At 65.1% G+C, this 14,507-nt stretch carries 15 protein-coding genes and 1 tRNA gene; 9 read left to right on the forward strand and 7 right to left on the reverse strand.

The features are described from left to right. The first annotated feature begins 371 nt into the window (after positions 1-371). The 5 genes from folC to AC1RQC_RS36840 all read left to right on the forward strand — a co-directional run bounded on the left by folC (position 372) and on the right by AC1RQC_RS36840 (position 6,376). Positions 372-1,682, forward strand: coding sequence for a bifunctional tetrahydrofolate synthase/dihydrofolate synthase (gene folC / locus AC1RQC_RS36820; RefSeq protein ID WP_492376265.1), 1,311 nt, complete (start codon positions 372-374; stop codon positions 1,680-1,682). A gap of 110 nt (positions 1,683-1,792) precedes the next feature. Then, positions 1,793-2,536: an SPOR domain-containing protein gene (locus tag AC1RQC_RS36825; protein WP_150983122.1), complete on the forward strand. Its 744-nt coding sequence runs from the start codon at positions 1,793-1,795 to the stop codon at positions 2,534-2,536. 78 nt (positions 2,537-2,614) lie between these two features. Beyond that, complete coding sequence (locus AC1RQC_RS36830) at positions 2,615-3,112, forward strand: CvpA family protein (RefSeq protein ID WP_183034345.1); 498 nt, start codon at positions 2,615-2,617, stop codon at positions 3,110-3,112. 98 nt (positions 3,113-3,210) lie between these two features. Beyond that, positions 3,211-4,746 (forward strand): amidophosphoribosyltransferase, encoded by a 1,536-nt coding sequence (gene purF, locus AC1RQC_RS36835; RefSeq protein WP_492376264.1) that lies wholly within the window; start codon positions 3,211-3,213, stop codon positions 4,744-4,746. Between the two features lie 424 nt (positions 4,747-5,170). After that, positions 5,171-6,376 (forward strand): O-succinylhomoserine sulfhydrylase, encoded by a 1,206-nt coding sequence (locus tag AC1RQC_RS36840; RefSeq protein ID WP_492813790.1) that lies wholly within the window; start codon positions 5,171-5,173, stop codon positions 6,374-6,376. A gap of 29 nt (positions 6,377-6,405) precedes the next feature. On the opposite strand, the gene AC1RQC_RS36845 is transcribed toward AC1RQC_RS36840, so the two are convergent. The 3 genes from AC1RQC_RS36845 to nodI all read right to left on the reverse strand — a co-directional run bounded on the left by AC1RQC_RS36845 (position 6,406) and on the right by nodI (position 8,747). Then, a complete protein-coding gene (locus tag AC1RQC_RS36845; protein ID WP_174425061.1) occupies positions 6,406-6,636 on the reverse strand; it encodes a hypothetical protein in 231 nt (76 codons plus the stop codon). A 314-nt stretch (positions 6,637-6,950) separates the two neighbouring features. Continuing rightward, entirely contained in the window at positions 6,951-7,811 is an 861-nt protein-coding gene (locus tag AC1RQC_RS36850; RefSeq protein WP_492376262.1) for an ABC transporter permease, read from the reverse strand. Between the two features lie 24 nt (positions 7,812-7,835). Beyond that, positions 7,836-8,747: a nodulation factor ABC transporter ATP-binding protein NodI gene (nodI, locus tag AC1RQC_RS36855; RefSeq protein WP_492376261.1), complete on the reverse strand. Its 912-nt coding sequence runs from the start codon at positions 8,745-8,747 to the stop codon at positions 7,836-7,838. Positions 8,748-8,949: 202 nt separating this feature from the next. On the opposite strand from nodI, the gene AC1RQC_RS36860 reads away from it, so the two are divergent. Continuing rightward, a complete protein-coding gene (locus AC1RQC_RS36860; protein WP_174425065.1) occupies positions 8,950-9,483 on the forward strand; it encodes a PaaI family thioesterase in 534 nt (177 codons plus the stop codon). A 97-nt stretch (positions 9,484-9,580) separates the two neighbouring features. Then, a complete protein-coding gene (locus tag AC1RQC_RS36865; protein ID WP_174425066.1) occupies positions 9,581-10,198 on the forward strand; it encodes a LysE family translocator in 618 nt (205 codons plus the stop codon). A 390-nt stretch (positions 10,199-10,588) separates the two neighbouring features. Here AC1RQC_RS36865 and rpsU read toward each other — a convergent pair whose 3' ends face one another. Together rpsU and AC1RQC_RS36875 are read right to left on the reverse strand one after the other, a co-directional pair. Continuing rightward, positions 10,589-10,801 carry a 30S ribosomal protein S21 gene (rpsU, locus tag AC1RQC_RS36870; RefSeq protein ID WP_006158571.1) on the reverse strand — a complete coding sequence of 71 codons (213 nt, stop codon included), beginning with the start codon at positions 10,799-10,801 and terminating at the stop codon, positions 10,589-10,591. A gap of 34 nt (positions 10,802-10,835) precedes the next feature. After that, the gene (locus tag AC1RQC_RS36875; protein WP_006158572.1) at positions 10,836-11,033 is read right to left on the reverse strand and encodes a cold-shock protein; all 198 of its coding nucleotides are present in this window, start codon (positions 11,031-11,033) and stop codon (positions 10,836-10,838) included. A gap of 129 nt (positions 11,034-11,162) precedes the next feature. Between AC1RQC_RS36875 and AC1RQC_RS36880 the strand changes: the two genes are divergently transcribed. Then, positions 11,163-11,238: transfer RNA gene (locus AC1RQC_RS36880), tRNA-Met, on the forward strand. Positions 11,239-11,438: 200 nt separating this feature from the next. Here the strand turns inward: AC1RQC_RS36880 and AC1RQC_RS36885 are convergent. Both AC1RQC_RS36885 and AC1RQC_RS36890 read right to left on the reverse strand, forming a co-directional pair. Then, complete coding sequence (locus tag AC1RQC_RS36885) at positions 11,439-12,776, reverse strand: ATP-binding protein (RefSeq protein ID WP_492886390.1); 1,338 nt, start codon at positions 12,774-12,776, stop codon at positions 11,439-11,441. After that, a complete protein-coding gene (locus tag AC1RQC_RS36890) occupies positions 12,777-13,511 on the reverse strand; it encodes a response regulator (protein WP_150983133.1) in 735 nt (244 codons plus the stop codon). Between the two features lie 237 nt (positions 13,512-13,748). Here AC1RQC_RS36890 and AC1RQC_RS36895 point away from each other — a divergent pair, with 237 nt between their 5' ends. Beyond that, positions 13,749-14,501: a MipA/OmpV family protein gene (locus tag AC1RQC_RS36895; protein WP_492886392.1), complete on the forward strand. Its 753-nt coding sequence runs from the start codon at positions 13,749-13,751 to the stop codon at positions 14,499-14,501. The last annotated feature ends 6 nt before the right edge of the window (positions 14,502-14,507 follow it).

Below are 14,507 nucleotides of genomic sequence, written 5' to 3' on the forward strand. Positions count from 1 at the left end.
AAGAGCGGAGAAGAGGGACCCATGTCTGAGTATCGCCTTAAGGCGATGCGAGTTTGGGTCCCGGCCGCTCTTTTCGTGAAATCCCGAGGGGTTGTCGCCCCATCCGGCGCGCCTTTTTTGCCTACTTTTTTGGCAAGACAAAAAAGTAGGTCGCCTCCCCGAAGGGGAGGTGAAACTGCAGTTGCTTTTGTAGTTGCCCTTGACGTTAAGCCGTTGAAGTTGCCTTTGACGTTAGACCTTTGACTTACCCCAACACGCCCCAACATCACCCCTACGCAAATCCAAACTCAGCCAATCCGCCCGCAAAAGAACCACTTACCCCAAAACCGGCTCCAATAAGCCACTCCCCCGATTAACGCCGTCTCCCCACCATGCCTATCTTCCCCTCCCTCCCCGAATGGCTAACCCATCTCGAATCCGCCCACCCGGTCGGCATCGACATGGGCCTGGCGCGCATCACCCGCGTCAAGGAGGCCCTGGGGCTGCGCATCGATGCGGTGGTGTTCACCGTCGGCGGCACCAACGGCAAGGGGTCCACCTGCGCCATGCTGGAGCGCATCCTGCTTGAGGCGGGCTACAAGGTGGGTTGCCATACGTCGCCGCACCTGATGGCGTTCAACGAGCGTGCGCGCATCAATGGCGAGTTCGCCACCGACGCGCAGCTGTTGCCGCATTTCGAGGCGGTGGAGCGGGCGCGCACGAGCTTTGCGGATCCGGTGAGCCTGACGTATTTCGAGTTCACCACGCTGGCCATCATCCATGCGTTCGCCGCGGCGGGTTTGGATGCCATGATCCTGGAGGTGGGGCTGGGCGGCCGGCTGGATGCGGTGAACGTGATCGATACCGATTGCGCCATCGTGACCAGCGTGGATATCGACCACACAAATTACCTGGGCGATACGCGCGAGAAGATCGGCTACGAGAAGGCGGGGATCTTCCGTCCGGGCGTGCCGGCCATCGTGGCGGATCCGGTGCCGCCGCAGTCGGTGATCGACCATGCCGTGGCGATCGGCGCGGATCTCTGGCTGGTGGGCCGGGACTTCCATCAGCAGGCCTCCAAGGGCCAGGAGCGTCAGCAGTGGGACTGGAGCAGCCGCGAGCGCAAGCTCAACGGGCTGGGCTATCCCGCGTTGCGCGGCGCCAACCAGTTGCTCAACGCTTCGGCTGCGCTGGCGGCGCTGCAGGCGATGCGCCCGCGGCTGCCGGTGAGTGCACAGGAAGTGCGCAACGGCTTGGCCTTCGTGGAGTTGCCGGGGCGCTTCCAGGTCATGCCGGGGCGCCCGACGGTGATCCTGGATGTGGCGCATAACCCGCATGCGGCTGCCACGCTTGGCCAGAACCTCGACAACATGGGCTTCTTCCGCTACACCTACGCGGTGTTCGGCGCGATGGAGGACAAGGACATCGCCGGCGTGCTGCGGCATCTGGCGGACAGGGTCGACCACTGGTGCCTGGCCGACCTGCCGACGGCGCGCGCGGCCAGCGCGGCGGACCTGCTGGAGAAGCTGGAAGAGGGCGGTTTCCATCCGGGGCCAGATGCCACGGCAGCCTGCTTTGCCAGCCCGGAGGCGGCTTACCGGGATGCCCTCGGCAGAGCGACCGAGGATGATAGAATTCTGGTCTTCGGATCGTTCTACACCGTGGCGGGCGTGATGGCATATCGCGCCACCCGGGCAAATTGAGTCGCGCGGCCGCCGGGCAGTTTTCCGGGGCTAACACCGGGGCAAATCGCCGCGCAATCTGAGCGACAATTTCAACGGCCGGTTTTACGGCCGTCGCACCGAACCAATCTATGGGCCTGCTTTCGCTGTTTTCTTCCCGCAAGGGCAACGCCCCGGCACCGGAGCGTGGGCGCCGCTCGCGTTCGGACCCGGGGGCAGGCATCGCGTCGTCGCGGCGCCTGGCCGAGGAGTACGCGGACGACACGCTCGACCCCGAGTTTCCGCAAAAGCAGCGGGCGCGCCGGCGCCTGATCGGCGCGGTGGTGCTGATGGCGGCTGCCGTCATCGTGCTGCCGATCGTCTTCGAGACCCAGCCAAGGCCGGTCGTCGACAATATCGCGGTCAAGATCGATGGTGGCCCGGGGGGCGCCGCGGGCAAGGTGAAGCCTGATGCCCGCAAGGCGGATCCGTTGCCGCCCGCGCCGCAATCCAAGCTCGATAGCCAGGCGCTCGATGCCGGCGAGGAACTGGTTGCCGATTCGGCAGCGGCCAAGCCGGCCGCTGCGGCTACCGTCGCAGCGACCGCGGCAGCGCCTGCCGAGAAAATCGCCGACAAGCCGGCCACCCCCGCAGCCAAGCCGGGCAGCGGCAAGTTCCTGGTGCTGATCGGCGCGTTCTCCTCGGAGGAGAAGGCCAAGCTCTGGCTGAGCAAGCTCAAGGCAGGCAAGGTGCCCGCCTATATCGAGAAGAAGGTGTTGGCCGACGGCGAGCGTGTGCTGCTGCGTGCCGGTCCTTTTTCGGATCGCGACGCGGCTGACGCCGCCGAGAAGCGGGTGCGCGCCGCGGGCCTGACCGCCAAGGTGATCGAACAGTAAAGCCCGGCGCGGGCTGGTTGCCCCATGAGCCCCACTATCCTCATTACCCAGCCGCCGCACCGGGACACCGTATTACGCATGCAGCCGACTTTTTTCGATTACAGCGTTGTTTTCATCCTTATCGCCTCGGGCCTGATCGGCGTGCTGCGCGGGCTGGTGCGGGAAGTGCTATCGCTGATCGGCTGGGTGGTGGCGTTCCTGGTGGCCTACCACTTCGCCGGCACCGCGGCAGGCTGGATCCCCGAATCGGTGCCCGGTGGGCAGCTGGCGCGCAGCGCGCTGGGCTTCGCGGTGGTCTTCATCGGTACCGTGATCGCCGCGGCACTGGCCGGCACGGTGCTGGGCCAGTTGCTGGAGAGCACCGGGCTCAAGCCCGCCGACCGTGGCCTCGGGCTGGTGTTCGGGCTGCTGCGCGGCGCGCTGGTGGTGATGTTCGTGGTGACCGTGGCTGGGTTCACCAAGCTGCCTGAGGAAGCATTCTGGCGCGATGCGCTGTCCCGGCCCTACGTGATGCAGGCGATGGAGTCGCTGCGGCCCTGGCTGCCTCCCGAAGTCGCCAAATACGTCAAGACATGACATGAGGCCGGGCAGACCCGCCCGGCTGGTAGTACGCGGGCTCCTCCCTGAAGGGCGGGGCCGCCCCCTGATTCAAACGCCTTTCCTGGGAGCTTGGCATGTGCGGTATCGTCGGTGTGGTTTCATCCACGCCCGTTAACCAATTGATTTACGACAGCCTGCTGCTGTTGCAACACCGCGGACAGGATGCAGCCGGCATCGCTACCGCAAACGGCAGCACCTTCCACATGCACAAGGCCAACGGCCTGGTGCGCGACGTGTTTCGCACGCGCAATATGCGCGGCCTGCCGGGTGCCGCCGGCATCGGCCAGGTGCGTTACCCCACCGCCGGTTCGGCCTCGAGCGAGGAAGAAGCCCAACCGTTCTACGTCAATGCGCCCTACGGCGTGATCCTGGCCCACAACGGCAACCTGACCAACTGGAAACAGTTGCACGAGGAGCTGTTCAGCCGCGACCGCCGCCACATCAACACGCACTCCGACACCGAAGTGCTGCTCAACGTGCTGGCCGACGAGCTGCAGCGTGCCAGCAGCGGCCTGGCGCTGGATCCGCCCACGATCTTCAAGGCCGTGGCCGGCATGCACCGCCGCGTGCGTGGCTCGTACGCCATCGCCGCGCAGATCGCTGGCTACGGCATGCTGGCCGTGCGCGATCCGTTTGGCATCCGTCCGTTGTGCCTGGGCAGCGTGGAAACGCCGACCGGCAAGGAGTGGATGGTGGCGTCGGAGTCGGTGGCGCTCGAAGGCATCGGCTACAAGCTCGAGCGCGATGTGGAGCCTGGCGAGGCTATCTTCATCGACCTCGACGGCAAGCTCTACACCCAGCAGTGCGCGGATAATCCCGTGCTTACGCCGTGCATCTTCGAGTACGTCTACCTGGCCCGCCCGGATTCGTGCATCGATGGCGTGCCCGTCTACGACGCGCGCCTGCGCATGGGCGACTACCTGGCCGAGAAGATCCGCCGCGAAGTCTCCGCGGGTGACATCGACGTGGTGATGCCGATTCCCGACTCCAGCCGTCCGGCCGCGATGCAGGTGGCCAACAAGCTGGGCGTGAACTACCGCGAGGGCTTCTTCAAGAACCGTTATATCGGCCGCACCTTCATCATGCCCGGCCAGGCGGTGCGCAAGAAGTCGGTGCGCCAGAAGCTCAACGCCATGGGCGTGGAGTTCAAGGGCAAGAACGTGCTGATCGTGGACGATTCCATCGTGCGCGGCACCACGTCTTTCGAGATCGTGCAGATGGCGCGCGAAGCCGGCGCCAACAAGGTGATCTTTGCCTCGGCCGCGCCGCCGGTGAAGTTCCCCAACGTGTACGGCATTGATATGCCCACCCGCAGCGAGCTGGTTGCCTATGGCCGCACGGATGAAGAAATCGCCCGCATCATCGGCGCCGACAAGCTGGTTTACCAGGACGTCGAAGCCATGAAGCAGGCCGTGCGTGACATCAACCCCAAGCTGAACGACTTCGATGCCTCGTGTTTCGATGGCCGTTACGTCACAGGTGATATCGACGAAGCCTACCTGGAGCGCCTGGAAACCGCGCGCAGCCAGGCCGATCGCGATGGCACCGGTGGCCTTGGCGATAGCGAGCGCTCGCAACTGCACTTGCAACGCTCCGGCGGCAACGAGTAAGACGGCGCACGCCCGCAATCGCCGTGATGACCGGCGTGGAGTTGACGAGAAGCGAGGCCCGGCCGTAACATTGCCGGGCGTCGATTTGATTGTCAGCTTGCGGACGCGGGTACTGCCGGAGCGATAGGTTGATCGTTGGTGTTGATCATTGCTCGCGGAACAGGAAATTGCCCGTCACAGGGAAATGCCCGAAACAGCTAAAGCGGAACGCCGGCTTCCCGGTTGTGCGCACCACAGGCACATTGGCAAGCCGGATTCCCGCCGCAGCGCGGGGCCTATCCCAACGAACACAAGCAGCCCGTCGATTCGGCCCCCGGCCAAAGATCGCACGGGCTTTTTTATTGCTGCCGCCGGCGCGCAGCCGGGGCAGCCAGGCTACCACCACTTACACGGATAACCGCGCGGGTACCACCGCCTCCCCATCATGAACGAACCGCTTCCCCTCGACTCCCTTGGCATCGATACGCTTGGCGTGCGTGCCGGCACCATGCGCAGCGAGTTCATGGAGCACTCGGAGGCGATGTACCTGACCTCCAGCTTCTGCTTCAACAGCGCTGCCGAGGCCGCGGAGCGCTTCGCCAATTCGGAGTCGGGCTTCACCTACTCGCGCTTCACCAACCCCACGGTAGCGATGTTCCAGAGCCGCCTGGCGGCGCTGGAAGGCGCCGAGGCGTGCATGGCAACCGCATCCGGGATGAGCGCGATCATGTCGATCGTGATGTCTGCGATGCAAGCGGGCGATCACCTGGTCAGCTCGCGCGCCATCTTCGGCTCCACCATGACGCTGTTCTCCAACATCTTCGCCAAATTCGGCGTGGAAACCACCTTTGTCGATGGCACCGACCTGGCGGCCTGGCGCGCGGCGGTCAAGCCGAACACCAAGCTGTTCTTCCTGGAAACGCCGTCCAACCCCCTCACCGAAGTGGCCGACATCGCCGCGGTGGCGGACATTGCCCACAACGCTGGCGCGCTGCTGGTGGTGGATAACTGCTTCTGTTCGCCGGCGTTGCAGCAGCCGATGAAATTCGGCGCCGATATCGTGGTCCACTCGGCCACCAAGCATATCGACGGGCAGGGCCGCGTGCTGGGCGGCGCGGTGCTGGGCTCGCACGATTTCATCATGGGCAAGGTGTTCCCCTTCGTGCGCACGGCCGGGCCGACGCTGTCGGCATTCAACGCCTGGGTGCTGCTCAAGGGCATGGAAACGCTGGCGATCCGCATGGAGCGCCACAGCCAGAGCGCGCTGGCACTGGCCGAGTTCCTGGAGTCGCATCCGGCGGTCGCGCGCGTATATCACCCGGCGCTGAAGTCCCACCCGCAGTACGAGGTGGCCCAGCGCCAGCAAAGCGGCGGCGGCGCCATCGTGTCGTTCGAACTCAAGGGGGATACCCCGGAGCAGCAGCGCGCCAATGCCTGGCGCGTGATCGACAACACGCGCGTGTGCTCGATCACCGGCAACCTGGGCGATACGCGCACCACCGTGACCCATCCCTACACGACCACGCATGGACGCGTCAGCCCGCAAGCCAAGGCGGCCGCGGGCATCGGCGAAGGGCTGATCCGCCTGGCTGTCGGCCTCGAATCGGTAGCAGACCTGAAGGCGGACTTGCTGCGCGGCCTGCAGGGCTGAAGCGTCAGGGCGCCAAGGCGCCCGCGCACTCAGTGCGCCGGCACGGCGTCGTCGCCGCTGCCGGCCACGGCCTTGACCCCGGCCTTGGTCACGTCGTAGGTCGTCTCGACCACGGTCGATCCCACGCTCACTGCCGCGGAGCCAACCGTGGCCACGGTAGAGACCGCAGCACTGCCCACTGCCACAGTGGCGCCAACCACGCTGCAAGCGGCCATTGCGCCGCACAGGCTCAAAGCGGCCAACGTTGCAGCAGCGCGCATGACGCGGCTCTCCTGCGGCTCTTTCTTCGCTGGCGCGACGCGGACGTACATTGGAAATGGCATGGACACTGCTCGCGCTTGCGGGACGGTGGAGGTGATGTGGGCGGCCGGCCTCAGGTTTCCAGGTACACCGGACACCTTGCGCCGTGCCCGGCATCATACTCTCCCCCGGGCCGCTCGCTACCGCTATTCGCCCGCCAGCGCCACCACCGGATCCAGCCCCGCCGCCCACGTTGAGCGCCAAGGAGACGTCCCGCGCCAGGGGCAATGTCCGGCGCGGGCGCTCGCGGCAGTCCCTTCCCTCTACCGCAACCTCAGCGCAGCAAGCGCCGGCGCAGCAGCATCAGCGCCACGACCAGCGCCACGGCTGCGTAGGCACCGAGCACGATCAGGTGCAGCGCCAGGTTGTCGACCGGGCGCCCCAGCATGATGGGGCGGATCAACGCCACGGCATGCGCCAGCGGCAGCACCTGCGTGGCGGCCTGCGCGCCCGCGGGCAATTGCTCCAGCGGGAAGAACACGCCGGAGAGCAGCAGCATCGGCGTCATCACCAGCGTCTGGTAGAACATGAAGAAGTCGTAGCTGGGCGCCAGCGCCGTGACGATCATGGCCAGGCTGGCAAACGCGATGCCCGCCAGCACGATCACGGGCAGCGCCAGCAGCGCGCCCGGCAACTGCGCATAACCCAGCACGCCGGCCACCAGCATGATGGCCATGCCCGACAGCACCGCCTTGCTCGCGGCCCACATGATCTCGCCCAGCACCACGTCGCCGAGCGTCAGCGGCGCATGCATGATGGCCTCCCAGGTGCGCTGTACATGCATGCGCGAGAAGGCGGAATACATCGACTCGAAGCTCGCCGACATCATCACGCTGGACGCCGTGGTGCCAGCCGCGAGAAAGGCGATGTAGGACACGCCGTTGACCTGTCCCACCAGCAGGCCGAGCCCGAGGCCAAGCCCGAACAGGTAAATCATCGGATCGGCCAGGTTGCCGATCATCGAGGGAATCGCCAGCTTTTTCCACACCATGAAGTTGCGGTACCAGACCATGGTCCAGTTGCGCATGTTCATCGGCAGCAGCGGCTGCGGGTAATGCTGCCGCGGCGCGGCGCCAGGGCGCGCCGCGGTGGCGGCGGCCGGCGCGACGGCGGGGCGGGGGTCTTGTTCGCTCATGTTCATTCCGTTGTCAGTCTGGCCTCAGTCCCGCATCTCGCGGCCGGTCAGCTTGAGGAAGACGTCTTCCAGGTTGGCGGGGCGGTGCAGGTAACGCACGCCACTGCGGCCGTGCAGCGCCGCCAGCAATGGCGCGGGCTCCTTGACGTAGCAAAACAGCGTCTCACCGCTCATCTCTGTGCGCGTCGCAAGCGGGTGCAGCTCGCCGCGCAGGGGCGCCAGGTTGTCGCCATACACTTCCACCACGTCGCAGCCGATCTGGCTGTCGATCAGTTCATGCGGCTTGCCTTCGGCAATCTTGCGGCCGCTGTCGATCACGCACAGGTAGTTGCACAGGCGCTCGGCTTCTTCCATGAAGTGCGTGGTCAGCAGGATGGTCTTGCCGTTGGCCAACAGCGACTTCAGGCGCTCCCAGATCAGGTGGCGCGCCTGCGGGTCCAGCCCCGTGGTGGGCTCGTCCATCACCAGCAGGTCGGGGTCGTTGATCAAGGCGCGCGCCACCGTCAGCCGCCGGCGCATGCCGCCCGACAGGTCTCTTACCTGCGCCTTGGCACGGCTCTCCAGCCGCGCGAATTCCAGCAGCGCCGGCACGCGCGCCTCGATCACGGCGCGCTCCAGGCCGAAGTAACGGCCAAAGATGCGCAGGTTCTCCACCACGGTGAAATCGGGATCGAGGTTATCGAACTGCGGCACCACGCCCACCCGCATGCGGGCCTGCGGCGCACGTTGTGGAATCGGCTCGCCGCACAGCGTGAGCGTGCCGGACGCCGGCGTGGTCAGTCCCAGCAGCAAGCGCAGCGTGGTGGTCTTGCCGGCGCCGTTCGGGCCCAGCAGGCCGAAGCACTGGCCGCGCTGCACGCTCAGGCTGAGATCGTCGACCACGACGGTGTCGCCGTATTGCTTGCTTACATTGCGTAGTTCAAGAATGGCAGTCAAGGCAGGAGCGGGAGTTGGGCGCGCCGCGGGCGCAATATCCATCATTATGCAGGCAGCTGCGCGGATGCTCTGTGGCGCGCTGCAGCAAGAATTCGTGGATGCGGTTATCTTGCTGGTTCGCGCCGGGGCGCGCCTGCCGGAAAAAGTGGCTGCGTGCACGGGACACAAAAACAGATCAGAGCGGATCATGGAGACAAAGCAGATGAGTGCGCAAGACACCCTGGCACAGTGGCAGGAGGCGGAACGACTGGCGCGCGCCAGGCTGGGAGGACCGGGTGTGGCAACGCTCGCGCAGTTGAGCGAACGTGCCGGGCTGCAGTTCTTCGAGGACATGCTGGCCGGCAAGCTGCCGGGTGCGCCGATTGCGCAACTGATGGACTTCTTCCCGGTGGAGTTCGAAGCGGGACGCTTCGTCTTCCAGGGCACACCTGGCCCCCAGCATTACAACCCGATCGGCAGCGTGCACGGTGGCTATGCCGCGACCTTGCTCGATTCCTGCGTGGGTTGCGCTGTCCATACCATGCTGCCGGCCGGCAAGGGCTACACCACCCTGGAGCTGAAGGTGAACTACGTGCGCCCGCTGACCGCCAAGACCGGTCCGATTCGCGCGGAGGGCAAGGTCATCAGCCTGACCACGCAGATCGGGATTGCCGAGGGCCGCATCGTCGACACGCAGGGCAAGCTCTACGCTTACGCCACTACCACCTGCCTGGTTTTTCCGATGCCGGCTGGCTGAGACGTGGCAGGGCCGGCGCCACTGTCACCGGCAAGCCACGTTGCTTATACTGATGCGTCACCCGCAGGGTGCCCAATCAACGAAACCTGGAGTTGCAATGTCCTTCGAGCACTGGCTGGCCTTTGTGTTGACAAGCATCGTCGTACTGATCATTCCCGGCCCGACCATCCTGCTGGTGATTGGCGATGCGCTTGCCCATCGTGGCCGCTCCGCCTATGCCACCGTGGCTGGCGTTGCTGCGGGCGACCTGACCGCGTTCACGCTGTCGATGGCCGGCCTCGGCGCAGTGCTGGCCACCTCGGCGGCCTTGTTCACGGCATTGAAGTGGGCCGGTGCGGCTTATCTTGTCTACCTGGGCATCCAGGCCTTGCGCGGCGCCTCGCGTGCCGGCGCCATGGCGGTCACGGCACAGTCCGGGAGCAGCCGCCAGCGCTTTGCCAAGGCATGGCTGGTCACCGCGCTGAATCCCAAGAGCATCGTGTTCTTCGTGGCCTTCGTGCCGCAGTTCCTTGACGCGCGCCTGGCCTTCTGGCCGCAGGCCGTGGTGCTGATTCCCACCTTCGTGGTGATGGCGACCGCCAACGCGGCTGTCTACGCGCTGCTGGCGCGTGCGCTGGCCAAGCGCCTCACTACCCAGCGCGCCCAGGCCAATGTACAGCGCGCGGGCGGCATCACGTTGATTGGTGCGGGCGCGCTGATTGCGGCGCGCAGCTGACGCGGGGGGCGTTGCCGACCAAGCGGGCCGCCATGCATAGTGCGGCCTGTTTGTTGCCAGTCGCAGCGGCAAGTGCCGTAGCATTAACGCGAGGCAACGCGGCAGTAGCACATACGTGCGTCTGGAACCATTAAAAAGCGAAGAGGGGAGTAAAAGTGCTGGCCATGTCGCACGCAAAGGGCGAACGCAAGCATAGCGCCGGCCGCGCTCGATCCGATTGGAGCGATGGGCAGGGCGGTATCAGGGCCGGTCGGCGGTTGTCAGGCCACGAAGGGCCGGACATCCGACGGCGCCGCTAAAACAAGAAAAATCCGCCAGGCAATGACTGGCGGATTTATGCGGCCTGCGGCAGAAACGCGTCGAAGCGCGCTCGCCGCTTGCTGTGCCGAATCAGTACATCTTCTTCGGCAACATCTGCATGCGCAGGCGTTTGCGAAGGCGCGATTCCGCGGCTTTCTTCTTGCGCTTGCGCTCGGTCGTGGGCTTCTCGTAAGCGGTACGGCTCTTGAGTTCAACGATCAGGCCGGTCTGGAGGATGGCCCGACGGAAACGCCGCATTGCAACTTCAACGGGCTCACCTGGTTTCAAGACGATCTTAGTCAATTCTGTCCTTTAGCTTTGCCGCAAAGCGGCGGGTTCAAACGGGGGAAACATTGGCCGCTTCAGGACCCTTCTTGCCCTGTTGCGACTGGTATTGCACTCGCTGGTTATCTTGCAGCGGAGCACCCCCGCGAACCTGAGAGATGTGGACGAACAAGTCCTTGCCACCAGCGTCCGGGGTGATGAAGCCAAAACCCTTCTGGGCGTTGAAGAACTTGACGGTACCAGTTTCCATGGAAAAATCCTTTTTTGAGCGCAAAGAATGCGCCCACTTGCTTTTACACGTTTACGTAAACGCTGTCAAGAAAGCGTGCCGGAAAAGCTATGCAAATCCGTCAGGGTGGCGTATAGTACGCCCCTCTGACGCGGGGTGGAGCAGTTGGCAGCTCGTCGGGCTCATAACCCGAAGGTCGCAGGTTCAAGTCCTGCCCCCGCAACCAGACCGTATTCTACTAAAAAGCCTGCCCGGAGTCCCGGCAGGCTTTTTGTTTTGTTGCGCGGGCAGATTCCGTCACTACCGCGTTACGACTGCGCCGTCAGGCCGGAAAACGCCATCGCCAGCCAGCCGGCGGCGGCGCAGGCGCCCATCCACGCGAGCAGTACGGTAACAATCGTCGACCATTTCATGGGGGGCGGCTCCTCAACTCGCCGGCTTGCCGGGCGTGGCGGGCGTGGCGGGCTCGTCCATGGCTGGCAAGCTGATCACAAAGCGCGCGCCGCCCTCGCTGCTGCTGTCCAGCCTGACTTGGCCGCCATGCAGCAGCGCGATGCGCCGCACAATGGCCAGCCCCAGGCCGAACCCCCCGGTATGACGGTTGCGGCTGGAATCGGGCCTGTGGAAGGGCTCGAAAATGCGGGCGCGCTCTTCCGGCGCAATGCCGGGGCCATCGTCCTCCACAGTCAGGGTCAAGGCGCCTGCCGCGTCGGTCTCGGCGTGCAAGTGGATGGCGCTGCGCGCGTAGCGGGTGGCGTTGCGGCAGAGGTTGAGCAGCGCCCGCGCCACCAGCCGCGGATCGCAGACATGGTGGGGCGCAGGGCCGCTGGCATAGGCCGACAGCGTGAGTTTGTTATCAGCCACCTCGTTGGCCACGCTGGCCGCGACACTATCGATCAGCTCGCTCACCGACACGCGCATCAGCATCATCGGCGCCGCGCCTTGCTCAAGCTGGCCTAGCGTCAGCAGCTCGGTGACCAGCTCGTCGAGCTCGCGCACGTCGCGGCGCAGGTCTTCCAGCCGCAGCACCTGGCGTGCCTGCTCCGCTTCGCCGGTGCCGGCCGACTGCAGCAGCGCGATGCCGAACTCCAGCCGCGCGATGGGCGTCTTCAGCTCGTGCGAGATGCCGTGCATCATTTCGCGCTGGTGCACGATCGAGGCTTCGATCTGTTCGGCCATCTCATTGAATTGCCTGGCGAGTGCGGAGATGTTGGAGCGCCGGGGCAGGTTGGCCCGTGTCGACAGCTTGCCGTTGCCGAAATCCCTTGCCGCCTGCTGCAGCTTGTCCAGGTCGCGCCAGTGGTACCACACCCAGGCGATGATCGACAGCAAGGTGGCAAGGGCGATCAAGCCGTAGGCCAGCACCGAGATGTTGGTGTGGTCATCTTCCACGCTGTACGCGTGCAGGATCTGGCCATCGCGCAGCGGCAGGTAGTAGTTCTGGGCGTCCTGGCTCAGCACCAGCTTGCCGGCGGCTAGGTCGCTGCGCTGCTGCGCATCGAGATGCGTCAGGCTGGCGGCGTCGACCAGGTCAAACATCTCGCGCGAGTGCTTTTGCAGGATGGCAAGCGCGGCTTCGCGCTCGGGGCCCCGTTGCGGCCCGAGGAATTGGGAGAGCGTAAAGGCATAACCCTTGCGGCTTTCCCGTTCGGTCTCGGTGAAATGCTCATGGAACAGCGGGATAAACGTGTTGTTGATGACGGTCACTGCCCCGGCCGCGGCCAGGATCACCAGCAGATAGAGCTTGAGTAGCGAGCGGACCATTCATTCCTCCCATGCCGACGGGCTGAACAGGTAGCCGCGGCCCCAGATGGTCTTGATCTTGTGCGGCTCGGGCGAGGCATCCTCGAAGCGGCGGCGCAGCCGCGAGATGCCGGAGTCGACGGTGCGGTCGATGCCATCGAACTCGATGCCGCGCAATGCCTTGAGGATGTCGTCGCGGCTCAGCACGGTGCCGGCGGCGCGCGCCAGGATCAGCAGCAGGTTGAACTCGGTGGTTTTCAGGTCCACCTCCTGTCCGCGCCATGTCACCTGCCGGTTCGGCGGCGAGATCACCAGCGCGCCGAATACCAGTTCATGGTCCCGTTGCGCCGGCGTGGCGGTCTCGGCAACCCGCTCTGCGGCGGCTCGCCGTAGCAGGGCGCGGGCGCGCGCCACCAGCAGCCTCGGCTCGATGGGCTTGACCACATAGTCGTCGGCGCCGATCTCCAGCCCCGCCACCTGGTCATACGTATCGACGCGCGCGGTCAGGATCAGCACGGGCACACGCGAGAAAGCGCGAATGCCGCGGCACACCTCCATGCCATCCATATGCGGCAGCATCAGGTCGAGGATGACCAGTGCCGGCCGCAGGGCCTGGACGGCGGCCACCGCGATATCGCCGCGCCGCACCACCTCCACCACGAATTCGTAGTTGCCCAGATATTCGCTGACAAGCTGCGCGAGGCGATCATCGTCCTCGACCAGTAATACCTTGTACTTGGCCATGGTATCGCTCATGACAGGGCTCCCCGGGGCAGAAAAGTGCCGATTCTATCCGGCGAACGACTTGGTTTGGGTGCCGGAGACGCTTCAAGACAAATTTGCACAATTGAACAAGATTTCGCGCGATTTCAGGACAGACAGCCCGGCGCGCCATCCCTAATCTGCGTGCTTCGACATCAAGGCGGAGCATCTGTGCAAGAGCAAACAAGAAATCAGGGGGGTGTGGCAAGGTTGCCGGCAGCGTGCAAAGGCGTGCTTCTCGTGGCCGCGCTGGCGAGCCTGTGCCCGGCAGCGCATGCGGAAAGAACCTATTCCGTTGGCCTGGCCGCCGGCGCCGCACCGCGCTATGCGGGAAGCCGCGACTACCGGGCTGTCGGCGCACCAATACTGCGCGCCGACTTCGGCAACGGTGCCTTCATCGATATGCTGCAAGGCGCTGGCTATACCTACAAGTTCGGCAACGGCATGTTTGCCACCGCCTCGCTCGGCTACGCGCTGGGCCGTACCGACAAGAACCGCGCGGACCTGCCTGGCTCCGATCACCTGAAGGGCATGGGCGATATTCGCGGCTCGCTGATGGGCGCGTTTCAGCTTGGCGCGCGCGTGTACGGCGACACCACATTGAGCGTGACGCTGGACGCGCCGCTGACGCATCGCGAACGCGGGCTGAGCGGGCACATTGACCTGGTCGTGCCGGTGATCCAGTCGGGCGCGCACATGGTGACGCTCGGTTCGAGCGTGCATTACGGCTCGGGCCGCTACATGCAGACCCTGTTCGGCGTGACCGATGCGCAGGCCGCCAACAGTGCCTTCAGCGCGTACGCCCCAAAGGCCGGATTCGATGCCGCGACGCTGTCGCTCGCGTGGAACTACACCCTCTCCAAGGAATGGTCGGTGCGCACCCTGGTTGCTGCGACACGCCTGCTGGGGGATGCAGCGAAAAGCCCGATCGTGCAGAGCAAGCAGTCGTACTTCGGCATGAGCTCGATCAACTATACGTTCTGAGGAGAA

The organism is Cupriavidus sp. GW822-FHT03E04, from assembly GCF_058801495.1.